The 25,120-nt window shown below is 63.0% G+C and carries 20 protein-coding genes and 1 tRNA gene; 17 read left to right on the top strand and 4 right to left on the bottom strand.

Annotated elements, in window-relative coordinates:
* The first annotated feature begins 131 nt into the window (after window positions 1-131).
* From NKI63_RS10345 to NKI63_RS10310, 8 genes are all read left to right on the top strand, one after another.
* Window positions 132-205, top strand: a tRNA-Cys gene (locus NKI63_RS10345).
* A gap of 89 nt (window positions 206-294) precedes the next feature.
* Entirely contained in the window at window positions 295-963 is a 669-nt protein-coding gene (locus NKI63_RS10340) for a protein-L-isoaspartate O-methyltransferase family protein (RefSeq protein WP_352505832.1), read from the top strand.
* Between the two features lie 185 nt (window positions 964-1,148).
* Window positions 1,149-2,540, top strand: a complete 1,392-nt coding sequence (locus NKI63_RS10335) for a TolC family outer membrane protein (RefSeq protein WP_352505833.1) — start codon at window positions 1,149-1,151, stop codon at window positions 2,538-2,540.
* A 198-nt stretch (window positions 2,541-2,738) separates the two neighbouring features.
* Entirely contained in the window at window positions 2,739-3,605 is an 867-nt protein-coding gene (locus tag NKI63_RS10330; RefSeq protein ID WP_352821329.1) for a DUF2497 domain-containing protein, read from the top strand.
* 391 nt (window positions 3,606-3,996) lie between these two features.
* Window positions 3,997-6,780 carry a valine--tRNA ligase gene (locus NKI63_RS10325; protein ID WP_352821326.1) on the top strand — a complete coding sequence of 928 codons (2,784 nt, stop codon included), beginning with the start codon at window positions 3,997-3,999 and terminating at the stop codon, window positions 6,778-6,780.
* Between the two features lie 381 nt (window positions 6,781-7,161).
* Complete coding sequence (locus tag NKI63_RS10320; protein ID WP_352821323.1) at window positions 7,162-8,382, top strand: OmpP1/FadL family transporter; 1,221 nt, start codon at window positions 7,162-7,164, stop codon at window positions 8,380-8,382.
* Window positions 8,383-8,658: 276 nt separating this feature from the next.
* Complete coding sequence (gene ilvD, locus NKI63_RS10315) at window positions 8,659-10,383, top strand: dihydroxy-acid dehydratase (protein ID WP_352505837.1); 1,725 nt, start codon at window positions 8,659-8,661, stop codon at window positions 10,381-10,383.
* Window positions 10,370-11,206, top strand: coding sequence for a tetratricopeptide repeat protein (locus tag NKI63_RS10310; RefSeq protein WP_352505838.1), 837 nt, complete (start codon window positions 10,370-10,372; stop codon window positions 11,204-11,206). Before ilvD ends, NKI63_RS10310 begins: the two co-directional genes overlap by 14 nt.
* Before the next feature lie 24 nt (window positions 11,207-11,230).
* Here the strand turns inward: NKI63_RS10310 and NKI63_RS10305 are convergent, their stop codons facing one another.
* From NKI63_RS10305 to erpA, 4 genes are all read right to left on the bottom strand, one after another.
* Entirely contained in the window at window positions 11,231-11,548 is a 318-nt protein-coding gene (locus tag NKI63_RS10305; RefSeq protein WP_254818311.1) for a hypothetical protein, read from the bottom strand.
* A 77-nt stretch (window positions 11,549-11,625) separates the two neighbouring features.
* Window positions 11,626-12,420 carry an exodeoxyribonuclease III gene (xth, locus tag NKI63_RS10300; RefSeq protein WP_352505839.1) on the bottom strand — a complete coding sequence of 265 codons (795 nt, stop codon included), beginning with the start codon at window positions 12,418-12,420 and terminating at the stop codon, window positions 11,626-11,628.
* Between the two features lie 30 nt (window positions 12,421-12,450).
* Window positions 12,451-12,840 (bottom strand): VOC family protein, encoded by a 390-nt coding sequence (locus NKI63_RS10295; protein ID WP_352704543.1) that lies wholly within the window; start codon window positions 12,838-12,840, stop codon window positions 12,451-12,453.
* A 3-nt stretch (window positions 12,841-12,843) separates the two neighbouring features.
* Complete coding sequence (gene erpA / locus NKI63_RS10290) at window positions 12,844-13,191, bottom strand: iron-sulfur cluster insertion protein ErpA (RefSeq protein ID WP_254818314.1); 348 nt, start codon at window positions 13,189-13,191, stop codon at window positions 12,844-12,846.
* Between the two features lie 73 nt (window positions 13,192-13,264).
* Here erpA and NKI63_RS10285 point away from each other — a divergent pair, with 73 nt between their 5' ends.
* From NKI63_RS10285 to tatC, 9 genes are all read left to right on the top strand, one after another.
* On the top strand, window positions 13,265-14,479 hold the full coding sequence (locus NKI63_RS10285; protein WP_254818315.1) for a deoxyguanosinetriphosphate triphosphohydrolase: 1,215 nt from the start codon (window positions 13,265-13,267) through the stop codon (window positions 14,477-14,479).
* A gap of 61 nt (window positions 14,480-14,540) precedes the next feature.
* Window positions 14,541-16,298: an arginine--tRNA ligase gene (gene argS, locus NKI63_RS10280; RefSeq protein ID WP_352821317.1), complete on the top strand. Its 1,758-nt coding sequence runs from the start codon at window positions 14,541-14,543 to the stop codon at window positions 16,296-16,298.
* A gap of 103 nt (window positions 16,299-16,401) precedes the next feature.
* Window positions 16,402-20,079, top strand: a complete 3,678-nt coding sequence (locus tag NKI63_RS10275) for an SPOR domain-containing protein (RefSeq protein ID WP_352505844.1) — start codon at window positions 16,402-16,404, stop codon at window positions 20,077-20,079.
* A 117-nt stretch (window positions 20,080-20,196) separates the two neighbouring features.
* A complete protein-coding gene (gene nagZ / locus NKI63_RS10270; protein WP_352505845.1) occupies window positions 20,197-21,216 on the top strand; it encodes a beta-N-acetylhexosaminidase in 1,020 nt (339 codons plus the stop codon).
* A 58-nt stretch (window positions 21,217-21,274) separates the two neighbouring features.
* Entirely contained in the window at window positions 21,275-22,075 is an 801-nt protein-coding gene (locus tag NKI63_RS10265) for a segregation and condensation protein A (RefSeq protein WP_352505869.1), read from the top strand.
* Complete coding sequence (scpB, locus tag NKI63_RS10260) at window positions 22,072-22,851, top strand: SMC-Scp complex subunit ScpB (RefSeq protein WP_352451389.1); 780 nt, start codon at window positions 22,072-22,074, stop codon at window positions 22,849-22,851. The genes NKI63_RS10265 and scpB overlap by 4 nt, the downstream gene beginning before the upstream one ends.
* 178 nt (window positions 22,852-23,029) lie before the next feature.
* On the top strand, window positions 23,030-23,251 hold the full coding sequence (locus NKI63_RS10255) for a twin-arginine translocase TatA/TatE family subunit (RefSeq protein WP_352505846.1): 222 nt from the start codon (window positions 23,030-23,032) through the stop codon (window positions 23,249-23,251).
* A gap of 28 nt (window positions 23,252-23,279) precedes the next feature.
* Window positions 23,280-23,966 carry a Sec-independent protein translocase protein TatB gene (gene tatB / locus NKI63_RS10250; RefSeq protein WP_352505848.1) on the top strand — a complete coding sequence of 229 codons (687 nt, stop codon included), beginning with the start codon at window positions 23,280-23,282 and terminating at the stop codon, window positions 23,964-23,966.
* Window positions 23,963-24,826: a twin-arginine translocase subunit TatC gene (gene tatC / locus NKI63_RS10245; RefSeq protein ID WP_254818322.1), complete on the top strand. Its 864-nt coding sequence runs from the start codon at window positions 23,963-23,965 to the stop codon at window positions 24,824-24,826. Before tatB ends, tatC begins: the two co-directional genes overlap by 4 nt.
* Window positions 24,827-25,120: the final 294 nt, after the last annotated feature.

The following is a 25,120-nucleotide window of genomic DNA, read 5'->3' as shown; positions in this document are numbered from 1 at the left end:
TATTGCTAGCATGGCATTGCATTTATAAGCAGTGCCTCGATGTAGGAAGAACCGTTGGGAATGCATGGTGGCCGCTTGACGGCATTTTCGCCGCAACCTATTGGAGCCGGGTGGAACGCCGGGAGCAATGAGGCCTCGTGGCGGAGTGGTTACGCAGAGGACTGCAAATCCTTGCACCCCGGTTCGATTCCGGGCGAGGCCTCCAATGCCCGAGCTCCCGCGCGTCAGCGCCAGGGGGCTTCAGTTCCGGTCGAAACAGCCGCGGCCTTTGCGCGGCAAGCGGATGGTTGGAACATGAGCGCTGATTTTGCCGAACGCCGGGTGAAGATGGTCGACGGCCAGATCCGCACCACCGACGTGACCAGCGCACCGCTGCTCGAGGCTATGCTTGTCGTGCCGCGCGAGGCCTTTGTTGCCCCCGGCCAGCGTGACCTTGCCTATATCGACGAGGACATCCGCATTGCCTATACGGCCGATGGTCCGCGCTATCTGATGGAACCGTCGCCATTGGCCAAGCTGATGCAGCTGGCCGATATCGGCCCAAGCGATTCGGCACTCGATGTCGGCTGCGGCACCGGCTATGCGGCGGCGATCCTGTCGCGGCTGGCAAGGTCCGTCGTCGCGCTGGAAAGCGATCCGGCGCTGGCCGAGACCGCCACTTCGACGCTTGCTGCGCTGGGTTCCGGCAATGTCACCGTGGTCCAGGGACCGTTGCCGCAAGGCCATGCCGCCAATGGGCCTTACGACGTCATCTTGATCGGTGGCAGCGTCGGCGAGGTGCCGGCGGCGCTGTTCGACCAGCTTGCCGAAGGCGGCCGACTCGTCGCCGTTGAAGGGCAGGGCAATTCGGGCGTAGCCCGGCTTTTTTTTAAGACTGGGGGGGTTGTAACGGGAAGACGCGCATTTAATGCGGCAATTAAGCCACTACCGGGATTCGAACGCATTCCCGCCTTCGAATTCTGAGTGATTTTGCCTTGCAGCGAAGGCGTTGTCATGATCGCTTGCGTTTGAACAATCGTTGCTGATCTGCATAACCGGGCGTTTCTGGGGCTTTCAGCGGGGGAACGATAAAAAACGCGGCGCCGGCTGATCAGAAGGAGAAGCCAGCGTGGCGCAGTTCCCGTGCAAAACGAATGAGGGAATATAACGTGCCGTCTGTACGCAAGTTGCTTTTTACCGCCGTCCTCGTTTCGGCGACCGCGCTTTCTCCATTGGCCGCCTCGGCCGAAACCATTCTCGGGGCGCTGTCAAAAGCCTACCAGAACAATTCCTCGCTTAATTCTTCGCGCGCCGGCGCCCGCGTCACCGACGAGGGCGTTGCTATTGCCAAGTCCGGCTACCGCCCGACCATCACCGGTTCCGGAAGTATTGATTATACCGCCAGCCACAGCAACCGGTTGCACCGAAACATCTCGATAACCACCGGCAACTTCGGCGTCGAGATCGATCAGACGCTGTTTGACGGTTTTCAGACCAGGAACAATGTGGCGGCCGCCGAATCGCGGGTCCGCGCTTCGTTCGAAAGCCTGCGCAACGCCGAAGAAAACACTCTCTTCAACGCGGCAAGTGCCTATATGGACGTTATCCGCGACCGTCAGGTCGCCGTGCTGACCGAACAGAACCTGCAATTCCTGACCGAGCAGGCGCGTGCGGCGCGTTCGCGCTTCGAGGTCGGCGAAGGTACGCGCACCGACGTCGCGCAAGCCGACGCCCAGCGCGCCTCCGCGGTGGCGCAGTTGAGTGCCGCCCGCGCCACGGCGCTGGCAAGTGCTGCGACCTATCGCCAGGTCGTCGGCGACGAGCCGGGCAAGCTCAGGCCGGCTGCGCCGGTGTCGAAGCTGTTGCCGTCGAGCCTCGATGCGGCGATCGCGATCGCATCGGCCGAGCATCCGGCCATCCTCGCCACCGCGCATCTGGTCGACGCGGCGGCGTTTTCGGTGAAGTCTGCCGAAGGCGCGCTGCTGCCGCAGCTCTCGGCGTCGGCGGGTGTTTCGAGTGCCATTCGCGGCACCGCGCCGGGCTCGCTCTCCTCGACACAGGATGGCGTAACCAATTCGGCGAACATCGGCGCGACACTGACGATACCGATATATTCCGGCGGCCGCACTTCGGCACTGGTTCGCCAATCAAAGGAATCACTTAGCCAGGCCCGTATCGAGGTCGATGTCAGCCGCGACACCGTGCGCCAGGCTGTGACCTCCGCATGGTCGCAATACACCGCCGCGCAGCAAAGCGTCACGGCCAATCGGCAGGTGGTCGCAGCCGCACAGCTTGCCCTGAACGGCGTCATCGAGGAGCGCAATGTCGGCCAGCGCACCACGCTCGACGTGCTCAACGCGCAGGCGACCCTCATCACCGCCAAGATCAATCTTGTCAGCGCCGAACGCGATGTGGTGGTGGCAAGCTATGCCATCCTCTCGGCGGTTGGCCATTTGTCGGCAGACCGCCTTGCTCTCAACGTGACGAAGTACAGGCCGGAAGAGCATTACGACGCCGTCAAGGACAAGTGGATCGGCCTGCGCACGCCGGACGGCCGCTGATCGCCAGGCCGTGCTTTCAGCCCGCGCTCGAACGACGCGCGGGCTCCAACTCCCGACCCTAATCTGTTGAAATCCGAGATGTCGCCAGATTGGGGATTCTCGCAAGGCGTTCCGTCGGTTACGCTGTTGCCATGATTCGAATCCGGCATTGCCGGACAGGAAATCTGAGAACGAGTCACAAGGGCGGCGGATGTGACGATGGCGACGGCGAGCAGCGTACAGCGCGAACCTTCCATGGAAGAGATACTGGCTTCCATCAGAAGGATCATCGAGGACAGCGATACCGGCCGCAAGCAGCCGGGCGAAGCGGACGAGCTGCGCCAGGATCTGCAACCGGCACCGGCAGCCGGACGCACAGCAGAGGCGGATGCGTTCCGCTCCGAACTGCGCGGCGGACTGGAGATCGCCAAGCCGGCCACGCGGGCCGAGGTGCAGCCAACGGCCGCACCGGTTATTGAGCGCCTGGAAACGCCGCTCCGCCCCGGCCCGGTAAAAGCACCGGTGACGCTGGCTGAGGTGAACGCCGCTCCCGTACCGCCCGCAAAGCCGGAACGGCCTGCAATGGCCAAGGCTGCCGAGACGACCGACACCATCATTGCCGATTGGCGGCGCGAGATCGCCGCGGTCGGCGACGCGATGGCCAAGCCGGTGCGCGCCGAGCCACCCACGCCGGACGCCGAGCCGAAAGCCGAGGTTTTCGAGAACGAGGCGACTGCTGGACCTGCGCCGGAGCCTTCGGAAATTGGGCCGGAGCTTTCGGAAAGCGGCCCGGAACCTTCGAAACTTGGCCCGGAATCTTCGACAATCGGATTGGCGCGTCGGGCGGCCAGCGAGCCGCCGCCCGCACGTCCGGCGATCCTTTCGGAGCATACGGGCCGGCAGGTTGCCGCCGCCTTCGGCGAGCTTTCCGACGCGTTTGCCAGCCGCAGCAAGAAGACCTTCGACGAGATGGCTGAAGAGATGCTGCGGTCCATGTTGCAGGACTGGCTGGACAACAACCTGCCGACGCTGGTCGAGCGGCTGGTGCGCGAGGAAATCGAGCGCGTCGCGCGCGGCGCACAATAGCAGTTCGGAGGAAACGCCGCCGATAGGCGGCTCGACCGGCGAATTGTCGAAGTCGGCGCCGCCTCTCATCCGCCTGCCAGCACCTTCTCCCCGTATAGTGACGGGGAGAAGGGGTTGACCGCAATTTAGCCGCCTTTTCCGCAACGTTCGTGACTGGCGAAAGCTTCAGTACAGGCGTTTTTCTCCCCGTCACTATACGGGGAGAAATGCCCGGCAGGGCAATGAGGGGCAGCGCAAACCTGAAGCGATTGCCTTGCAACATTCAGTCCCGCGAGTTGCACCGAACCATCCCGGCGCTATCTATTGGCCATGCCGCCCTTGCGGTTGACTTGGCAACAACCTTCCGATTTACACCGCACCACAAATTCCGGACAGCGCGGACCGTTTTCCCATGCTCGAAAAGACCTACGACGCCAAAGCCGTCGAGCCGAAGATTGCCAGGATCTGGGAAGAGGCCGACGCGTTTCGGGCCGGTGCCGGGGCCGAGGAGGGGGCTGAAGCCTTCACCATCGTCATCCCGCCGCCGAATGTCACCGGCTCGCTGCATATGGGTCATGCGCTCAACAACACGCTGCAGGACATTCTGGTGCGCTTCGAGCGCATGCGCGGCAAGAACGTTCTTTGGCAACCTGGCATGGACCATGCCGGCATCGCCACGCAGATGGTGGTCGAGCGCCAGCTTATGGAAAAGCAGATCCACCGCCGCGACCTGACGCGCGATGAGTTCATCGACAAGGTGTGGGAGTGGAAGGCCGAGTCCGGAGGCGCCATCCTCAACCAGTTGAAGCGGCTCGGGGCCTCGGCCGACTGGAGCCGGGAGCGCTTCACCATGGACGAGGGCCTGTCGAAGGCCGTGCTCGAAGTGTTCGTGACGCTCTACAAGGAAGGGCTGATCTACAAGGACAAGCGCCTTGTGAACTGGGACCCGAAGCTGTTGACCGCCATCTCGGATCTCGAGGTCGAGCAGCAGGAAGTCAACGGCAACCTCTGGCACTTCCGCTATCCGGTTGAAGGCATGACCTTCGATCCGGAAAATCCGAAGACCTTCATCACCGTTGCGACGACCCGGCCGGAGACGATGCTGGGCGATACGGCTGTCGCAGTCCACCCCGACGACGAGCGTTTCCGGCATCTTGTCGGCAAGAAACTCATCCTGCCGATCGTCGGCCGCAGGATCCCGGTGGTCGCGGACGAGTATTCCGATCCCGAAAAAGGCAGCGGTGCGGTCAAGATCACGCCGGCGCATGACTTCAACGATTTCGAGGTCGGCAAGCGCCACCGGCTGCCGGCGGTCAACGTCCTCACCGTCAATGCGGCGGTGAGCCTCAAGGACAATGAGGACTTTCTCGCCGGGCTGGAAGTAACGCCGGAGCGCCAGGCCGTATGGGACAGCCTCGACGGCCTGGACCGTTTCGACGCGCGCAAGAAGATCGTCGAGTTGATGGAGGCGGGCGGCTTTCTCGAGAAGGTCGAGCCGCATCGCCACACGGTGCCGCACGGCGACCGCGGCGGCGTGCCGATCGAGCCGTTTCTGACCGACCAATGGTATGTCAATGCGGCGGAACTGGCCAAGCCGGCGATCGCCTCGGTGCGCGAGAGCCGTACCAATTTCGTGCCCAAAAACTGGGAAAAGACCTATTTCGACTGGATGGAGAACATCCAGCCCTGGTGCATTTCGCGCCAGCTCTGGTGGGGCCACCAGATCCCTGCCTGGTATGGGCCGGACGGGCATGTCTTTGTCGAAAAGACCGAGGAAGAAGCCCTCGGTGCCGCCGTCGAATATTATCTGGCGCTGGAAGGGCCGTGGAAGGCCTGGGTCGAGGACAAGCTCGAGAATTTCCAGCCTGGCGAGATCCTGACCCGCGACGAGGACGTGCTCGATACATGGTTCTCGTCGGCGCTGTGGCCGTTCTCGACGCTTGGCTGGCCGGACCAGACGCCGGAACTGAAGACCTATTACCCGACCGACGTGCTGGTGACCGGTTTCGACATCATCTTCTTCTGGGTCGCCCGCATGATGATGATGGGCCTGCATTTCATGGATCAGGAGCCGTTTCATACCGTCTATGTCCATGCGCTGGTTCGCGACAAGAACGGGCAGAAGATGTCGAAGTCGAAAGGCAACGTCATCGATCCGCTCGAGCTCATCGACGAATACGGCGCCGATGCGCTGCGCTTCACCTTGACGGTGATGGCAGCGCAAGGGCGCGACGTTAAGCTCGATCCGGCCCGCATTGCAGGTTATCGCAATTTCGGCACCAAGCTGTGGAACGCGACGCGCTTCGCCGAGATGAACGAAGTGGCGCGCGACGACGATTTCTGGCTGCAGGACGCCAAGCTGGCGGTCAACCGCTGGATCCTGACGGAGCTGACGCGAGCCGCGCGGGACATAACGGACGGCATCACCTCATACCGCTTCAACGAGGCGGCGGGTGCTGCCTACCGGTTCGTCTGGAACCAGTTCTGCGACTGGTACCTGGAACTGCTGAAGCCGGTGTTCATGGGCACCGACGAGGCCGCCAAGGCCGAGAGCAGGGCATGCGTCGCCTTCGTGCTGGACGAGATCTATAAGCTGCTGCATCCGATGATGCCGTTCATGACCGAGGAACTGTGGGCCGAAACCGCCGGCGAGGGCAGGCAACGGCCGTCGCTGCTTTGTCATGCGGCTTGGCCGTCGCCCGACTTCGAGGACGAGGCGGCCGCCGCCGATATTAACTGGCTGGTCGATCTCGTCTCCGGCATCCGCTCGGTGCGTTCGGAGATGAACGTGCCGCCGGCGGCGATCGCACCGCTCGTGGTGATCGGCGCCAACGAAACGACGCGCGAAAGGCTCGAGCGTCAGGGCTCGGCCATCAAGCGTCTGGCGCGGGTCGGCGACATCTCGCTAGCGGAGGCGCCACCCAGGGGATCCGCCCAGATCGTCGTCAACGAGGCGACCATCTGCCTGCCGCTCGGCAGCCTGATCGACCTTGCCGCCGAGGCAGCGCGCCTGCACAAGGAGCTTGCCAAGGTGACCGAGGAAATAGCGCGGCTCTACAAGAAGCTGTCCAACGAGAAATTCGTCGCCAACGCGCCGGAAGAGGTAGTGGAGGCCGAGCGTGAAAAACTCGCCGAATATCGCGAGGCGCAAGAGAAGCTTTCGGTGGCATTGGCGCGGGTGCGCGATGCGGGCTGATCAAACAAACCGGGCCGGCTGGCCGCAATAGATTCGCCGGTCACGAATCTGCTTTCCAGCTAGGCCGCCTGCCACGAAAACAGGCATTCCGCAGCGTAAATCTTGAGGCAAACTGAATGTTTTTGCCCCATTGTTGCCATAATGTAACAATGGCCGGCTGGGCAGGCAAAATTCCCTGTTCCCTGGTGATTTAGGCGGTTTTACCAAGTTTTCTCGTCGATTTGCATTGAGGCGGCCATTTTCCTGCCTCGGTAAGAAGGCCGACACCTTGTCGGAAATGCGGTCCGCCAAGGTATACATGTACGCACGGCGAATTCGTTGTTGCGCCGTTAACCTGAATTGGTTCTAGCTTGATGCAAGGACATTTCGGGGAGGAGATTCATGTGTTGTTCGCGTCTGAAAGTGCTGCTGGGCGCGGGGGCTTTTTCGCTGGCTTTTGCTGGGACGGTGCAAGCCGGGGGCTTTGACCGGGGCGGCGTCAACATCGACCAGCTGTTCGACGCGGCGCCATATTCGTTCGATGCGGGCGTCACCTATGTTTCGCCACAGCGCAAACTCAAGAATGTGCAGCGTCTCGATGGCTCGGGTTTGTCGACATCGGCGGTGGACGTTGGTGGCGATTATGCGGTGCCGCATGTCGGTATCAAAGCCAACATCTTTGAGCCCGTAGACTGTCTTGCCACCTATACGAGACCGTATGGTGCGGACGCGAATTTCGGCCTGAACAACGCCTATTCGCCGACAGCGGTCAAATACGCCGTCGACACAGACGATTTCGGTCTCACCTGCTCCTATAAGGTGAACGTCGGCAAAGGCGCCATACGATTCATCGGCGGTGTCTCCTACCAGCAGGTAGACGCGTTTCTTTCCCGTCAGACACTGCTCGCCTTCGGCAATACCGGCCTCGGCGTCTTCAAACTATCCGACGAGGCATGGGGTTGGCGTGCAGGCGCAGCCTATGAGATCCCCGAGATCGCTCTGCGCGCCAGCCTAATGTACTCTTCGAGCTACAAATATGACGGGCTGTCGGGAACCGTCGACACGACCGGCTTCAGGGGCGCCTTTCCAGCGGATCTGATTCCCGGCTCTACCGGCGTGTACCCAGTCTCGGCGTCGGCTGAGATACCTCAAGCTCTGGAATTCAAGCTGCAGAGCGGCATAGCTCCTGGCTGGCTGGCCTTTGGTTCCGTCCGCTGGCAGGAGTGGAGCAAGCTTGGCGTCATTGCCATCAATGGCGTGCGCAGTCCGGTAACCGGTGCTCCCTCGCCCGTTTCATTCGATCTGCTTTATCGCGACGGCTGGACGGTCACCAGCGGCATCGGTCACAAGTTCACCGATCAATTGTCGGGCGTGGTTTCGCTGACCTGGGATCGCGGCACCTCGACGACCTCCGGCTATCAGTCGGATACCTGGGCCGTGGCCAGCGGCGTCTCCTATTCGCCGAACGACCAGATCGAGGTCAGGCTCGGCGGCTCGATCGGTGTGCTGACGAGCGGGTCATCGACTTTCAGCGGTGTCGGCGACGAGGCAAATGCCGTCACCTACACTTACGACAACGACCTGCTTCTCGCCGGTTCGGCTTCCGTTAAGATCAAGTTCTAACTACGGATTTTTAAACGACAAAACGGCCGGGCACTGCCCGGTCGGTTCGTTCGGCGCTCGTCCGGCATTCGGCGGCGCAACAATTGCCCCCAAGATGTTCGCTCCTGTAATTGTGACGTTTTGGCAACAGTTTCTGAACAACCCTCGCGCCACCCGGCCGCCCGGGAACATTGCCCATTTCCCGCCATAAACGCGGCGCACCTCGAATTTGTCTCGGGACACGCGCCAAAAGGCTAGGCGAAGAGGCAGGCCGCACCGCCCGCGGCAAGGACGAGTATGGACACCAGAGCGATCTCCAAGGCCAAGCTGCCGAGCCGCCACGTGACCGTTGGTCCCGAGCGGGCGCCGCATCGCTCCTACCTCTATGCTATGGGGCTGTCGGCGGCCGAGATCGCGCAGCCGCTGGTCGGTGTCGCCAGCTGCTGGAACGAAGCCGCACCCTGCAACATCTCGCTGATGCGCCAGGCGCAAGTGGTCAAAAAGGGCGTGGCGGCGGCCAACGGCACGCCACGCGAATTCTGCACCATCACCGTCACCGACGGCATCGCCATGGGCCATCAGGGCATGAAGTCGTCGCTGGTGTCGCGCGAGGTCATCGCCGACTCGGTCGAACTCACCATGCGCGGCCATTGCTACGATGCGCTGGTTGGATTGGCCGGTTGCGACAAGTCGCTGCCCGGCATGATGATGGCCATGGTGCGCCTCAACGTACCGTCGATCTTCATCTATGGCGGCTCGATCCTGCCCGGCAGCTACCGTGGCCGGCAGATCACCGTGCAGGACGTGTTCGAGGCGGTGGGCCAGCACTCGGTCGGCACCATCAGCGACGCCGAGCTGCTCGAGATCGAGCAAGCCGCCTGTCCTTCGGCCGGCTCCTGCGGCGCCCAGTTCACCGCCAACACCATGGCCACCGTCGCTGAGGCCATCGGCCTGGCGCTGCCCTATTCCTGCGGCGCGCCTGCACCCTACGAGATGCGTGACCGCTTCAATTTCGCTTCCGGCGAAAAGATCATGGAGCTGATCGCAAGGAACATCCGCCCGCGCGACATCGTTACCATGGAAGCGTTGGAAAATGCCGCGACCGTGGTCTCGGCCACCGGCGGCTCGACCAACGCGGCGCTGCATCTGCCGGCGATCGCGCACGAGGCCGGGATAAAGTTCGATCTTTTCGACGTGGCCAGGATATTTGAGAAGACACCCTACATCGCCGACCTCAAGCCGGGCGGCAAGTACGTCGCCAAGGACATGTTCGAGGCCGGCGGCATTCCGCTCTTGATGAAGACGCTGCTCGACCATGGCTACCTTCATGGCGATTGCCTGACGGTGACTGGCCGCACTTTGGCCGAAAATATGGAACATGTTTCCTGGAATGACAGCCAGGATGTGGTCCGTCCCGCCAACAGGCCGATTACCCAGACCGGCGGGGTCGTGGGCTTGAAGGGTAACCTTGCCCCCGAAGGCGCGATCGTGAAGGTCGCCGGCATGACGGAGCTGAAATTCTCGGGTCCGGCGCGCTGCTTCGATTCGGAAGAGGAATGTTTCGAAGCGGTTACGCATCGCAACTATAGGGAAGGCGAGGTTCTCGTCATCCGCTACGAGGGTCCGCGCGGCGGCCCGGGCATGCGCGAAATGCTGTCGACGACGGCGGCTCTCTACGGCCAGGGCATGGGCGGCAAGGTGGCGCTCATCACCGACGGGCGTTTTTCGGGCGCAACGCGCGGTTTCTGCATCGGCCATGTCGGGCCGGAAGCGGCAGTGGGCGGCCCGATCGGGCTGCTTAGGGATGGCGACTTGATCTCGATCGATGCGGTGAACGGCACGATCGAGGTTGCATTGTCCAAAGCCGAACTGGCGGCGAGGGCAAAGGCATGGAAGGCGCGCACGACCGACTATCAATCGGGCGCGATCTGGAAATACGCACAGACGGTCGGATCTGCCCGCGACGGCGCGGTCACCCATCCCGGCGGTGCCAAAGAAACACACTGCTATGCGGACATCTGAGTTGTTGAGGTCGTCTGTCCTTTCGGCAATGGTTGCGCTCGCCACGTTTGGCGCGACCTTGGGCGCCGTCGGCCAGGCCATGGCCTTTGACGACAAGGTGTTCGACGACAAGACCGGCGTGAAGCCGCAGTCGAGCCCGTGGGCGGTGTTCCAGTTCGGCTTTTCCGCCTACAAGAACGGCCATAAGGAGCAGGCCGCGGAAGCCTATAAATATGCCGCCGAGAACGGCCAGATCGGCGCCACCTGGAAGCTTGCGCGCATGTATGCCGAAGGCGATGGCGTGGCGCGAGACGACTACGCGGCGTTCAAGTTCTTCTCAGAGATCGTCGACCAGGATGTCGAGCCCGGTTCGCCCGAGGAAAGCTATGTTTCGGACGCATTGGTGGCGCTTGGCGACTATCTGAGGAAGGGCATTCCCGGCAGCCCCGTCGAGGAGAACGAGGTGGCGGCCCAGGAATATTACATGCGTGCCGCCGCCAACTACCGCAATCCGAATGCCCAGTTCGAGATGGGCCAGATGTTCCTCAAGGGTGAGGGCGGCGTCAAGGCCAGCGTCAAGCAGGCAGGACGCTGGTTCCAGCTGGCGGCCGAAAAGGGCCATGCGGGCGCGCAGGCGACGCTCGGCAATCTGCTCTTCCAAAGCGGCAAGATCGTGCGAGGGCTGGCGATGATGACCGCGGCGCTCGAACGGGCCTCACCTGCCGACCAGCCATGGATCCGTGGCATGCAGGAAGAAGCGTTTGCCGCCGCCGGCGAAGCCGACCGCCGCACCGCGATCTCGCTGGCCGACGACATCCTCACCAAGGGTGGCGGCGACCAGTAGGCCGGCAGAAATTCCGTTTTGAGATCAATTCTCGTTCGGTTCCGCCGGCATGCCGCTGGGCGCCGGCGTTGAGATCGGTGTGCCTTGCAAATGCGGGGCCGGCGTGTCCTCCGGGCATCCATCCCGCTGCTTTGTCCAGGACGTGTTGTTGAGCACCATCTCGCAACGGGCGAGGTAGCTTTGGCCGGCAGGCGTCAGACAGGCGACCCGGCCGATCTGGAATGATTTGCCGTTGGCAAGGCACTCTGCATCGGCAAAAGCCGGCGTCGCCACCGCCATCGCAAGCGCGCAGCCAATCGGGCAGAGTGCAAATCGAGTAGTCATGGGAACCCCAGCCACCATGATGATTTCGCATCAAGCGCGCGATTTGTGGCGATAAGAGGTCAACTTATCAATGTGCCGCCGGACGGCAGGTCCCGTCAGGCTGGCCGCAGCGCCAGATCGATCGCCACCGGCACGTGGTCGGAGGGTTTTTCCCAGGCGCGCACCTGCTTCTCGATCGAAGCCGAGGAAAACCAGTTGGCGGCTTCGGGCGACAGAAGCAAATGGTCGATGCGGATGCCGTTGTTCTTCTGCCAGGCGCCGGCCTGATAGTCCCAGAACGTAAAGACGTCCGCGGAGTCGGTGACGGCACGCACGGCTTCGGTGAAGCCGAGATTCTTCAGCCGCCGGAACGCCTGCCGCGTCGCGGGCTGGAACAGTGCATCGCTTAGCCAGTTTTCCGGATATTTCGCGTCGATTGGCTCGGGGATGACATTGTAGTCGCCGGCCAGGACCAGCGGCTCTTCCAGAGCAAGCCGCTCCTCAGCCCAGCGCTCAAGTCGCGCCATCCAGGAAAGCTTGTAGGAGAACTTCTTCTCGTCGTCGATCGGGTTGCCGTTCGGCAGATAGATCGAGGCAACGCGCAAGGCGCCCTTGTCGGTCGAGAACACGCCCTCGATGAAACGCGCCTGTTCGTCGGCATCGTCGCCCGGCAAGCCGCGATTGACCTCATCGAAACGCAGCTTCGACAGGATAGCGACGCCGTTGAAGCCTTTTTGGCCGTAAGTCTCGACATTGTAACCGAGCGCCTCGATCTCGGCGCGAGGAAACTGCTCGTCGACCGTCTTGATCTCCTGCAGGCAGGCGATGTCGGGCGCGCTTTCCGTCAGCCAGTGGGTCAAATTGCCGATGCGGGCGCGAACGCCGTTGATGTTCCAGGTGACGATTTTCATGGCGGCCTCGATAGGCTGGTGGTCCGGAGACTAGCGATCCGGTGGATGACGTTCGACAAGGCCGATCGTATTGCCTGCCGGGTCCTTTAGGAAGGCCATCCATTCGCTTTCCCCGGCCTGGCCGAACAGGCCTTCGGTGTCGCGATGAACGAGCGCCGGCGGCGCGGTGAAGGGGATGCCGGCGGCCTTTGCCGAAGCGTGGAATTCTTCGAGGCCCGATATATCGAGATAGACGGTGCCGGCCGACAGGCCGTCGGTGAAAAGCAGGCGCACGTCACCGGCCAGGATGAAGGCGATGCCCGGCGGGTCGAAACGCGCGTGCAGGCTCATGCCGAGCACTTCGCGCCAGAACGCCAGCGTCGCATCGAGGTCGCGCCCGGCGGAAAGCGCGACCTGACGGACCGCGCCGATGATCGGCATGATCTAGATGGAGAAGCTGGTGCCGCAGCCGCAGGAGGCGACCGCATTCGGGTTTCTGATCTGGAACGACTGGCCCATCAGATCGTCGACGAAATCGATTACCGAGCCGCCCATGTAGACCAGCGACAGGTCGTCGATAAGTACGGTGGCGCCGTCCTTTTCGATGGCGACGTCGTCGTCATTGCGCCTGTCGACCAGATCGAACTTGTAGGAAAAGCCGGAACAGCCGCCGCCCTCGACCGAAACGCGCAGCGCCGTCTTACCGGCTTCGCTCGCCACAATCTTGGCGATCCGCCTGGCGGCGGCGTCGGTCATCTCGACTTTCATGGCAGTCTTGGCATCAGCGCCCATGGGCGTCACCTTGCATTCGGTTTCGTATGATAGGTATGAAGCGCGACGGGGCAAGTCAACTGCGGCATACGCTATGACCAACGAGTTGGGCGACATCGGATTCGGCTATCGGCCGCGCGCGGCCTATGCCAGCGACCCGGCAAAGTCGCGCGGGCGGTTGTTCGACGAGGTGGAAAGCCCGACGCGCACGCCGTTCCAGCGCGACCGCGACCGCATCATCCATTCGACGGCGTTCCGCCGGCTGAAGCACAAGACGCAAGTGTTCGTCGCGCACGAAGGCGACCATTACCGCACGAGGCTGACGCATTCGATCGAGGTCGCGCAAATCGCACGCGCTCTGGCGCGGGCGCTGCGCGGCGACGAGGACCTGGCCGAGGCGGTGGCCCTGGTGCACGACTTCGGCCACACGCCCTTCGGCCATACCGGCGAGGACGCGCTGAATGAGAAGATGGCCGCCTGGGGCGGATTCGACCACAATGCGCAGTCGCTGCGTGTGGTGACGCGGCTGGAGCGGCGCTATGCCGAGTTCGATGGGCTGAACCTCACCTGGGAAACGCTGGAGGGGCTGGTCAAGCACAATGGCCCACTGACCGATGCCAAGGGCAAAGGGCTGAAGGGGCCGGTGCCGCAGGCAATCCGCGACTATTCCGAACTGCACGACCTCGAGCTCGACCGCTTCGCCGGTATCGAGGCGCAGTGCGCCGCAATTGCCGACGACATCGCTTACAACACCCACGACATAGATGACGGCTTGAGGGCAGGGCTGTTGACGCTGGATATGCTGGAGGGCGTTTCGCTGCCGGGGTCGATCCTCAAGGGCGTGCGTCAGCGCTATCCGGCGCTCGATGACGTACGCACCGGCCACGAGCTGATGCGCCGGCAGATCACCATCATGGTCGAGGACGTGATCGTCTCGACGACGGCCAATCTGGCGCGCATCAAGCCCGACAGCGCCGAAGCGGTAAGGGCGGCCGGCGAGACGATGGTGAGCTTCTCCGCCGAAACGGCCGTATCGGAAAAGGAGCTGAAGGCCTTTCTTTACAAGCATCTCTACCGGCACGCGGACGTCATGCGGGTGCGCGCCGAGGCCGACCAGATCGTCCGAGACCTGTTCGACGTCTATTTCGCCGATCCGCGCGCCATGCCGGATGGCTGGCGCGAAGGGCTCGACCGGGCAGAGGACCGCGTCAAGGCGCGCAGTGTTGCCGATTTCCTGGCCGGCATGACGGACACTTATGCGCTCAAGGAACACAGGCGTTTGTTTGACCATACGCCGGATTTGAGCTAGGGCGGGCTCGATTTTGCCGGCCAGCGAGCCGGACCCCTGCAAAACCGTCAGAGCCACAGCAATGAACATCTTCGCCGATTTCAACGCGCGAATCATAAAGGCCGTCGAAGCGCTTGATTTGAAAGACAAGGATGGCGCGTCGCCGGACCTGTCGCGCATCGCTGTCGAGCCGCCGCGCGATGCCAGCCATGGCGACCTCGCGACCAACGCTGCCATGGTGTTGGCCAAGCCGACCGGCCAGAATCCGCGCGCGCTGGCAGAAAGGCTGGCTGAGGCGCTGCGCGCCGACGAGGATATCGCGGCCGCCGAGATCGCCGGCCCGGGCTTCGTCAATCTCAGGCTCAAGGACGGCTTCTGGCAGGCGCATCTGACGGCGCTGCTCGGCGAAGGCCGCAATTACGGCCGCTCGACGATCGGCGGCGGCAAGAAAACCAATGTCGAATATGTCTCGGCCAACCCGACCGGGCCGATGCATGTCGGCCATTGCCGGGGTGCCGTGGTCGGCGACGCGCTCGCCAATCTGATGGCCTTCGCCGGTTACGACGTGACCAAGGAATATGTCATCAACGATGCCGGTTCGCAGATCGACGTGCTCGGACGCTCGGTCATGCTGCGCTACCGCGAGGCGCTTGGCGATGAGATCGGCGACATTCCGGCCGGGCTTTATCCAGGCGACTATCTGATCCCCGTTGGTCAAGCGCTGGCCAGCGAATTCGGCCGCTCCCTGCTGCAGATGCCGGACGAGGAGGCGCTTGCCATCGTCAAGGACAGGACGATTGATGCGATGATGGCGATGATCCGCGAGGATCTGGCGCTGCTCAACGTGCATCACGACGTCTTCTTCTCCGAGCGGACGCTGCATGCCAACAATGCGAAGAAGATCCGCTCGGCGATCAACGACCTGACGCTGAAGGGGCACATCTACAAGGGCAAGCTGCCGCCGCCCAAAGGCGAGAAGCCGGACGACTGGGAGGACCGCGAGCAGACGCTGTTCCGCTCGACCGCAGTCGGAGACGACATGGATCGGGCGCTGGTCAAGTCGGACGGCACCTTCACCTATTTCGCCGCCGATGTCGCTTACCTCAAGGACAAGGTCGATCGCGGTTTCGTCGATCTGATTTATGTGCTTGGCGCCGATCATGGCGGCTATGTGAAACGGCTGGAAGCGCTTGCCCGGGCGATTGCCGGCGACGAGGTCAAGCTTACCGTGCTGCTTTGCCAGCTGGTGAGGCTGTTTCGCGCCGGCGAGCCGGTGCGCATGTCGAAGCGGTCGGGCGAGTTCGTGACCTTGCGCGAAGTGGTCGAGGAGGTCGGCCGCGACCCGATCCGCTTCATGATGCTCTATCGCAAGAACGACGCGCCGCTCGACTTCGACTTCGCCAAGGTGACCGAGCAGTCGAAGGATAATCCGGTATTCTACGTGCAGTATGCCTCGGCGCGCTGCCATTCGGTGTTCCGGCAGGCGAGCGAGCAATTGGGCGAGGCCATGTTCGACCGCAACCAGCTGGCCGCCGAAGTGGCTTTGCTGACCGACGAGGGTGAGATCGGCCTGATTAGGAAGCTCGCCGAATATCCTCGGCTGATCGAAGCCGCGGCCCTCGCGCTCGAGCCCCACCGGCTGGCATTTTACCTCTACGAACTCGCTTCCAGCTTCCACGGACACTGGAACCGGGGCACCGACAATCCCGACTTACGTTTTGTTAAGGTTAACGACCGACAATTGACGCATGCCAGACTAGGGCTGGTGCAGGCTGTTTCGGACGTTTTGACGTCCGGCCTGACGCTGATCGGAGCCAATGCGCCCACCGAAATGCGTTAGGTTTGAGTAAAAAACCTGTCACCTTTTGCCCACATTGCGCTGGTAAGGGCCAACCCTACGCGACGTCCATGGCGTCCGAATGAGTGCGAGTTCGGGAACAATAATGGCAGACAGAACCCAGCTGAGAGCAGCCGACCACAACGACATCGCCAGCGATGATCCGTTCGCGGAACTGACCAGGATCATGGGGTTCGACCCGCGCCAGCCGGTCAAACCGCAAACGCCGGCCCAGCCGAAAACCGCTGCCGCCGAACCGTCGGTGGGCGAGGGCGATTTCGAGATCGATCTCGAGAAGGAGTTGATGGGCGAATTCGGCGCCGACGCCAATGACAATGCTTTCCCTGTCGAGCTTCGCGAGCCGGCACCCGAACCGGCTACCACGGATGAGATGGAGGACGCGCTTGCCGCCTCGTTCGAACAGGATTTCGCGTTCGACGACAGTGCGGTGGATGATGTTGCTCCTGTTGCGGCCGCTCCTGTTGCCGCCGACGAAATTGCCTCCGGCCCCGAAAGGGCGTTCGCTCCCGCTGTCGAGCCGGAGTTCGATGAAGAGTTCGATAACGCCGTCGCCGGCTCGCTCGAAGACGTGTCGCCGTTCGAGGACGACCTTTCGAGTGACGACGAACTTGCCGCCTCGCTCGACCAGGATTTTCGGCTCGACGACGATGTGACCGGCGAGGACGAACCCAGGGCCGCGGCCGAGGCGATCGAGCTGGTCGACGAGCCCGCCTTCGACAACGAGTTCGACGACGCCGTGGCAAGCTCGCTCGAAGACGAACTAATGCTCGAAGAGCATGAGCCGATGGAGCAGGCGGTCGCCGCTGAAACGGCGGCGCAAGCGGCCGCGCCTGCGTTCGATGACGAGTTCGACGACGCGGTTGCAAGCTCGCTTGAAGACGAGCTGATGTTCGACGAGCAGGAGCCGGCTGATAACGCCGCCCCGGTATCGCCGGTTGAGGCGGCCGATGAGAATTTTGCCGGCCATGCCGATGATGCCATGGCCGATGTCGACATGGACTTCGACGTTCGCGCGAACGAGCCTGCCGAAATCGAAGAACCAGAGTTTATCGAAGAGCTGTCGATCGAAGAGCCAGAGGCCGCCCGGCTTTCCGGCACGGCCGCTGAAGCGGCGCTCGACGACGATTTCGATCTGAGCTTCGACGATGCGCCTGCCGAGCACCCCGAACAGCCCGTAGCCCAGGTCGTTGCAGCCGAACCCGCGGCCCAGGCCGCCGCTGTCGTCCCAACGGCCCCAGTGGCCGAGGAACGCAGCCTGGAGGACGAACTGAACGCGCTGTTGGGTGCGATGAGCACACGGCCGGCACAAGCGGTCAACGAACCTCAGACAAGCCAGCAGGAACGTCAGACAAGCCAGCAGCCTGCCCAGAAGCCCGTGATGGCTGTTCAGCAGCCCATCGCGCCGGTAATTCAGAAGCCAGCAGTGGCTGCTGAACAGCCAATGGCGGCGGTCAAAGACGTCGCCAACGACCCGGTGCATGCTGTCGACGAGCTGGATTGGGAACTCGACGAGCGCGAGCCCGCTGAGCCGCCGCAGTCCAGTGCCGCCGATGACGCCGATCTTGGCAGTGTCCTCCTCGATGAGCTTGAAGGCGAGGATTTCGGTATTGAAGCCGCTGCCGGACCTGCGGGTGATCTAGACAACGATGCGCTCGATGCCGACTTCGCCAGGAACATCGGCCTGGATCACGACTCGGCCGACAAGAGTGCGGCAGCTGCTGCCGACGAAGACCCGCTCGATGCGCTGAACTGGCTGACGACACGCGCCACGCCGCCCGAGCCGGCCCGCTCGTGGAGCCGCGTGACACCGGTTGCACAGCCTCAACCCGCCTTTGCAAGCCAGCCGGTGGCGCGTCCGGCACCACCACCGCAACCGGCTGCAACGCCGTCCTATCGGGCCGCACCGGTCGAAGAGAGGCCGTCCTATGAAGGCCAGGCATCCCGTGAAGATAGGTCATCGTATGAAGGTCGGCCCGCCCGCATGGAAGCTGCGCCAAGCTCGCATCAACAGCCTTCCGCCTATGACGAGATGCCCGATGTCGAGACGGTCGACGTGCCCGAGCGCGTCGTGGCGCTGGCGGACGATCTCGACATTCCGGAGCTCAACTTCGACGATGACGAGCCGGTGGCGCCCGCCTACGACGATCTCGATGCCGATTTTGCCAGCCTTCTCACCGAAATGAATGCCACGGATATAGCGCCGGCCCCGGTGCGCAGTGCTGGCTATGACGATGAATACGATGCCGGCCTCGCGTCTGGCTACAAGCAAGATCGCGGCGAGACGCGCGCCTATGGCACCAAGCCTGCGGAAGCCCCTGTCAGCCCGGCAGCCGCTTCCTATGCGGATGCAGCGGACGGTTTCGATCTGGGCTCGTTGCCCGGCGGCCAGCCGGTTTCGCAAGCCGACGATTTCACCTTCGATGAGCTCGACTACGATCCCGAACTGGACGAGGAGATGTCGGTTCCCGGCCTCGCCGAACGCGAGGCCGAAAGGCAGCCGCGCAGGCGCGGGCTGCTGATAGGTGCGGTGGTCGGCGCCGTTGCGATCGCCGGCGGCCTTGGCGCCTTTGCGTTGACCCTCGGCGGCAAGAGCGGCGGCGATGCGCCGGTCATCGTCAAAGCCGACAACAGGCCGATCAAGATCAAGCCGGAAAATCCAGGCGGCACTGTCGTGCCGAACCAGGACAACAAGGTTTATGACGCTGTGGCCAAGGGCGCCAAGCCCGCCGAGCCGGTTCAGCAGAAGCTGGTCACCAACACCGAAGAGCCTGTCGACCTGAAGGCCAACGAACCGGAGAGCCGCGTCGTCGATCTTTCGCCCAATGACCCCGATGCCGCAGACGATATCGACGCGCTCGGCACCGAGGCGTCTGATAGCAATGCGTCTGGCACCAACGCGCGTGACACCAGCGCGCCTGACACCAATGCGCTTGGCACCGCGGCTGGCGATACCGTAGCCGCCGCACCGGCGCCCAAGTCCGAGGATCGCATCGCGCAGGTTCTGCAGGAGGCCGAGAAGGGTGCCGAGACCGTCGCCGTTGCGCCGCGCAAGGTACGGACCATGGTCGTGAAACCTGACGGCTCGCTGGTGGCGCGCGAAGATCCGGCGCCAGCCGCCCCGCAGATGGCTGCTGCCGAGCCGGCCGATCCGGCGCCGCAGCACGTGGCTCCGGCCGCCCAGGCCGACGCCGCCGCGCAGACCGGCACCGTGCCCCTGATCGACCAAATGACAAGCGATCCGAAGATTGGCGACCCGAAGATTGGCGACCAGCCGAGTGGCGATCAGGCGAGCGGCGATCGGGCGAGCGGCGATCAGGCCGAAACCTCCAAGCTGCAGCCGGCGCCCAAGCCCGACACAAAGGCTGAAGCCAAGGCCCAGGCGTCAGCCAGCAAGCAGTCGGCCACCACCCCGGCCACGGTTCCGGTGGCGCCGCAGCGCCCGTCCGACCAGCCGGTCGACGTGGTCGGCGAGGTCAAGCCCGATCAGGTTGCTTCCATCGATCCGGCCGCGGCCGGCGCTGGTTCTTGGTCGATACAGATCGCTTCGCAGCCGACAGTCGAAAGCGCCCAGGCGACTTACCAGGATCTGCAGCGCCGCTACGGCAGCGTGCTTTCCGGCCGCACCGCCAACATCGTCAAGGCCGAGATTGCCGGCAAGGGCACCTTCTACCGCGTCCGCGTTCCGGCGCAGTCTCGCAACGAGGCGATCAAACTGTGCACCAGCTACAAGGCTGCCGGCGGCAATTGCTTCGTGTCCCACTAGCGGCACCAAAGCCCTCGAAAAGCCGGCGCCCGCGCCGGCTTTTTTGCGTGAAAGGAAACCTTTGGAGGCAATCGCGGGCGATTCCCTTTGTCGTCGCGAAGCTCTAAACTGTTCCGCATGACCGAATCAAAATCCATGATCCTCGGCTGCGCCGGGAAATCACTGAGCCGCGACGAGATCCGTTTCTACCGCAACGAATGCCCGTGGGGTTTCATCCTGTTTGCGCGCAATATCGGCGAGACCGAGCAGATCCGCGATCTGGTCGCCGCCATGCGCGACTGCGTCGGGCGTGCGGACGCGCCGGTATTCATCGACCAGGAGGGCGGCCGCGTGCAGCGCCTGCGGCCGCCGCTGGCGCCAAACTATCCGGCTGCCGGTGCACTCGGCGCCTTGTGGCGCGACGACCATGACGCCGGCACCCGTGCCGCATGGCTGATGGCGCGGCTGCATGCCTTCGACCTACTGCGCTACGGCATCACGGCGGATTGCCTGCCGGTGCTCGACGTGCCGATCGAGGGCGCCAGCGACGTCATCGGCGCGCGCGCCTATGGCAAGGAGCCGCGCGCCGTCATCGAATTGGGTCGCGCCGCGGCGGAAGGCCTGATGGCGGGCGGCGTGCTGCCGGTGATGAAGCATATTCCCGGTCATGGAAGGGCCTTCGCCGATACGCATTTCGAACTGCCGACCGTCGACGCCTCGATCGGCGACCTGCAGCGGCATGATTTTGCGCCATTCAGGGAGCTCAACCATTTGCCGATGGCGATGACGGCGCATGTCGTCTATAGCGCGATCGACCCGAAGAACCCGGCCACCACATCCGGCAAGGTCATCGAAAAGATCATCCGCGGCGAAATCGGCTTCGACGGTCTGTTGATGAGCGACGACACTTCGATGAAGGCACTTTCTGGGGATTTCCCGTCAAAGGCGGCCGCTATCCTTGCGGCGGGCTGCGATCTGGTCCTTCACTGCAACGGCGTGTTCGAGGAGATGGCCGGCATTGCATCGCGAACGACCGGGCTTGAAGGCAAGTCGTTTGAGCGCGCGGAGCGGGCGCTGACCTATATCAGGAACCGTGACGTTGCGGACGAGACCGAGATTCGGGCCGAATTTGCCAGTTATTTCGACGCGGTAGCCTAGCATCGAAGGAAGCGAAGTGGCGGAAGCATTGGACCTGAAGGCCGGCAAGGCCGCACCGATGGACCGCTTGTGGGCCGAGAACGACGATTCCCGGCTGACCGGCGATCCGGCGTTGGTCGTCGATGTGGCCGGTTTCGAAGGTCCGCTCGATCTTCTGCTGCATCTTGCCCGCAATCAGAAGGTCGACCTGTCGCGCATCTCGATCCTGGCGCTGGCCGAACAGTATCTGGCGTTCGTCGAGAAGGTGAGGGCGCTGAGGCTGGAGCTTGCCGCCGACTATCTGGTGATGGCAGCGTGGCTGGCGTTTCTCAAGTCGAAGCTCCTGATCCCCAAGCAGCCCGGCGACGAAGGCGAAAGCGGCGAGGAACTGGCGGCGGTACTGCAGTTCCGGCTGAAGCGGCTGGAGGCCATGCGCGACGCGGCGGCACGGCTGGTCAACCGCAACCGGCTCGGACGCGACGTGTTTGCACGCGGCATGCCGGAGATGGTGATCGTCGAGAAGCGCAATGCCTATTCGGCCTCGCTCTATGACCTGTTGACCGCCTATGCCCAGCAGCGCCAGAAGCAGGCGATCACCAATGTGACGATTGCCAGGCGCGGCGTGTGGTCGCTCAAGGATGCGCGCGACGTGCTGACCAGGCTGATCGGGTCGCTGCGCGACTGGACGGCGCTCGACAGTTTCCTGGTCGAATATCTGGCCGGCCCGGAAGACCGGCGCACCGCGGTTGCCAGCTCGTTTGCGGCGACACTGGAACTGGTGCGCGAAGGCAAGATGGAAATGCGGCAGGACCAGGTTTTCGCGCCGCTTTATCTGCGCGGCCGCGCCCAGGCCATCAAGATAGTCGAGGTGACATCATGAGCGAACGCGCCAACGCTTCGGTCATTCCGTTCAAGGTCGACGACGACGCCGAGCAAGGCGCGGTCGCCGAGAACCCGGCACAAAATCAGGGGCAAAATTTGTCGCGGAATCCTGGCGAGCGGCTGCATATGGCGGAGGCCGTACGGATGGCCGAGGCGATCGTATTCGCCAGCGCCGAGCCGGTCAGCGAAAAACAGCTCACTTCGCGGCTGCCCGACGGCATCAACATTGCCGCGGCAATGGCCGAACTGCAGCAGATCTATGCGCGGCGCGGCGTCAATCTGGTGCGCGTCGGCGATGCCTGGGCGTTTCGCACCGCCGGCGACCTCGCCTTCCTGATGAGCCGCGACACGGTGCAGCAGCGCAAACTGTCCCGCGCTGCCCTCGAAGTGCTGGCGATCATCGCCTACCACCAGCCGGTAACGCGCGCCGAGATCGAGGACATCCGCGGCGTCGAAACGTCAAAGGGGACGCTCGACACGCTGATGGAGACCGAATGGGTGAGGATGCGCGGCCGGCGCCGCACGCCCGGCCGTCCCGTCACCTATGGCACGACCGATATTTTCCTCGACCATTTCGCACTGGAGGAGATACGCGATCTCCCCGGCATGGAGGAATTGAAGGGTGCGGGGCTGCTGTCCGGCCGTATGCCGTCGAATTTCTCGGTGCCGCTGCCGCCGGCCGACCCCGATGCGCTCACCGACGACGAGGATCCGCTGACCGATATCGACCTCGAGGAACTCGGCCTTTTGACGCCGCGCGTCACGGAAGATTGAGCCAAGCGCCATCTTAAAGCCACAGGCAGGATGGAACTGCGCCGATTGGTAGCGGGCCGCTGTGCCGAAAGTGCGTGACTTCGGCCACTCATTCATGAACTCTGTCGCAGTTCTGTTTGAATCCGAACCCGAAAGCGCATAGATCAGCGTCTGGGAAACCGTTCGAGAGAGATTTGCTATGGGTTCATTTTCGATTTGGCACTGGATGATCGTTCTGGTGATCGTGCTGCTGGTCTTCGGCCGCGGCAAGATCCCCGAGCTGATGGGCGACATGGCCAAGGGCATCAAGAGCTTCAAGAAGGGCATGGCGGACGACGACGCTGCCGACGACAAGCGTACCGTCGAACACCGTGCCGACGAAACCGTTTCGGTACCGAAGGAAAAGGCCAGCAAAGGCTGAGCCCAAACTTTAGTCGGAACGTATAGCCATGTTCGAAGTCGGCTGGACCGAGATGCTGGTGATCGCGATCGTCATGATCGTGGTCGTCGGGCCCAAGGATTTGCCCAACATGCTGCGCACCTTCGGTCGCACGACGGCGAAGCTGCGCGCCATGGCGTCCGATTTCCAGCGGCAGTTCAACGACGCGTTGAAGGAAGCCGAACTCGACGACGTCAAGAAGTCGGTCGATTCGCTGAGAAGTCTCAATCCGGCAGCCGAGATCAGGAAGCAGCTCAATCCATTCGAACAGGCCGCCGCCGACGTCCGTTCCGGCGTCGACGCCGTGATGAAACCCAAGCCGGCCGTCGATGCCGCCGCTTCGACGGAGCAGGCAGCCGAGCCGCTGAACAACGGCGCAACGACGATGCCGGGCGTCAGCCCGCCGGAGCCGACGCCGGCCACGCCGATCTTTCCGGCGATGACGGACGAGTCCGTCGTGGCGCCGGCCGTGCAGGCGCAAACGGCTGCGGCGGCAGTGCCGCAAAAAGCATCTACGGCAAGGAAGAAGCCGGCGCCCGCGAAAGCCGCGGCCGCCGCGCCGGCCAAGCCGGCAAAGACCGCTGCGCCAAAGGCCGCCGCAAAAGCTGAGCCGAAACCGCAGTCGCCAGCAGCGAAGAAGCCGGCGTCAGCAGCGAAGAAGCCGGCCGCCAGGAAAACGGCGGGAGCCGCCAAGTGAGCGTTTCGGACAAGGAAAAGGACGAGATCGAAAAATCGTCGGCTCCGCTGATGGAGCACCTGATCGAGCTGCGCCGGCGCCTGATCTGGTCGATCGGCGGTTTTTTTGTTGCCTTCCTGGTCTGCTTCTTTTTCGCCAAGCGGCTGTTCAACCTTCTGGTCATTCCGTTCAAATGGGCCACGCAATGGGCTGGGCTCGACCCGCACAAGGTCGAGCTGATCTATACGGCGCCACAGGAATTCTTCTTTACCCAGGTCAAGCTCGCCATGTTCGGCGGCATGGTCATAGCCTTTCCGCTGATCGCCACGCAGATCTACAAATTCATCGCGCCCGGCCTCTACAAGAACGAACGCAATGCCTTCCTGCCGTTCCTGATCGCCTCGCCGATCCTGTTCCTGATGGGCGCGTCGCTGGTCTATTTCTTCTTCACGCCGATGGTGATGTGGTTCTTCCTCGCAATGCAGCAGACCGGCACCAATGACCAGGTGCAGATTTCGCTGCTGCCGAAAGTGTCCGAATATCTCAGTCTGATCATGACGCTGATCTTCTCCTTCGGCCTGGTGTTCCAGTTGCCGGTAGTGACAAGCCTGATGACGCGGGTCGGCATGCTGTCGTCCACGGCCCTTGCCGAGAAGCGCAAATGGGCCATCGTCATCGCCTTCGTCGTGGCGGCGGTGCTGACGCCGCCCGACCCGATGAGCCAGATCGGCCTCGCCATTCCGACGATCCTGCTCTACGAGGTCTCGATCTGGTCGGCCCGGCTGATCGAACGCAGCAAGGAGCGCGACCGTGTGGCTCGCGAAAAACAGGACGCCACGGAAGAGGTGGCCGACAAGCCGGCGGACGCGTCTTCGACGTAGGTTCGGTTGAAGCGGACAGCATCTTTCTTCCGGCCGCTGCAACTTTGTTCTTGCTTTGTGCCGGCAGCTATGCTACTAATTTGGCTATGGTGCCAATTGGCTCCAAAAACCCGCCCACTCAGGGCGGGTTTTTTTGTTTCTTCCTTTTGAAGTTCCGGTGTTGCCGCCTGAGGTCGGCGGGACAGCGCCCCCCTCTGTCCTGCCGGACATCTCCCCCACTTGGGGGGAGATGGCAACTTCGCCGATGGCTTGCTTTTTCAGCGCCGGAGATTGGCGAAAGCCGCAGTGACGGCC

Source organism: Mesorhizobium sp. M0410 (assembly GCF_040321435.1).
Taxonomy (GTDB): Bacteria; Pseudomonadota; Alphaproteobacteria; order Rhizobiales; family Rhizobiaceae; genus Mesorhizobium.
Note: the sequence above shows the minus strand (reverse complement) of the source record. Positions and strands in the feature narration are given on the sequence as shown.

What these genes read in the sequence shown, in the direction of transcription:
- argS (WP_352821317.1), top strand. Translation starts at nt 14,541, where the DNA reads ATGAACATCTTCGCCGATTTCAACGCGCGAATCATAAAGGCCGTCGAA.
- erpA (WP_254818314.1), bottom strand. Translation starts at nt 13,191, where the DNA reads ATGGGCGCTGATGCCAAGACTGCCATGAAAGTCGAGATGACCGACGCC.
- NKI63_RS10325 (WP_352821326.1), top strand. Translation starts at nt 3,997, where the DNA reads ATGCTCGAAAAGACCTACGACGCCAAAGCCGTCGAGCCGAAGATTGCC.
- NKI63_RS10305 (WP_254818311.1), bottom strand. Translation starts at nt 11,548, where the DNA reads ATGGTGGCTGGGGTTCCCATGACTACTCGATTTGCACTCTGCCCGATT.
- xth (WP_352505839.1), bottom strand. Translation starts at nt 12,420, where the DNA reads ATGAAAATCGTCACCTGGAACATCAACGGCGTTCGCGCCCGCATCGGC.
- nagZ (WP_352505845.1), top strand. Translation starts at nt 20,197, where the DNA reads ATGACCGAATCAAAATCCATGATCCTCGGCTGCGCCGGGAAATCACTG.
- NKI63_RS10275 (WP_352505844.1), top strand. Translation starts at nt 16,402, where the DNA reads ATGGCAGACAGAACCCAGCTGAGAGCAGCCGACCACAACGACATCGCC.
- NKI63_RS10295 (WP_352704543.1), bottom strand. Translation starts at nt 12,840, where the DNA reads ATGCCGATCATCGGCGCGGTCCGTCAGGTCGCGCTTTCCGCCGGGCGC.
- NKI63_RS10285 (WP_254818315.1), top strand. Translation starts at nt 13,265, where the DNA reads ATGACCAACGAGTTGGGCGACATCGGATTCGGCTATCGGCCGCGCGCG.
- NKI63_RS10310 (WP_352505838.1), top strand. Translation starts at nt 10,370, where the DNA reads ATGCGGACATCTGAGTTGTTGAGGTCGTCTGTCCTTTCGGCAATGGTT.
- scpB (WP_352451389.1), top strand. Translation starts at nt 22,072, where the DNA reads ATGAGCGAACGCGCCAACGCTTCGGTCATTCCGTTCAAGGTCGACGAC.
- NKI63_RS10340 (WP_352505832.1), top strand. Translation starts at nt 295, where the DNA reads ATGAGCGCTGATTTTGCCGAACGCCGGGTGAAGATGGTCGACGGCCAG.
- NKI63_RS10320 (WP_352821323.1), top strand. Translation starts at nt 7,162, where the DNA reads ATGTGTTGTTCGCGTCTGAAAGTGCTGCTGGGCGCGGGGGCTTTTTCG.
- ilvD (WP_352505837.1), top strand. Translation starts at nt 8,659, where the DNA reads ATGGACACCAGAGCGATCTCCAAGGCCAAGCTGCCGAGCCGCCACGTG.
- NKI63_RS10255 (WP_352505846.1), top strand. Translation starts at nt 23,030, where the DNA reads ATGGGTTCATTTTCGATTTGGCACTGGATGATCGTTCTGGTGATCGTG.
- tatB (WP_352505848.1), top strand. Translation starts at nt 23,280, where the DNA reads ATGTTCGAAGTCGGCTGGACCGAGATGCTGGTGATCGCGATCGTCATG.
- NKI63_RS10330 (WP_352821329.1), top strand. Translation starts at nt 2,739, where the DNA reads ATGGCGACGGCGAGCAGCGTACAGCGCGAACCTTCCATGGAAGAGATA.
- NKI63_RS10265 (WP_352505869.1), top strand. Translation starts at nt 21,275, where the DNA reads ATGGACCGCTTGTGGGCCGAGAACGACGATTCCCGGCTGACCGGCGAT.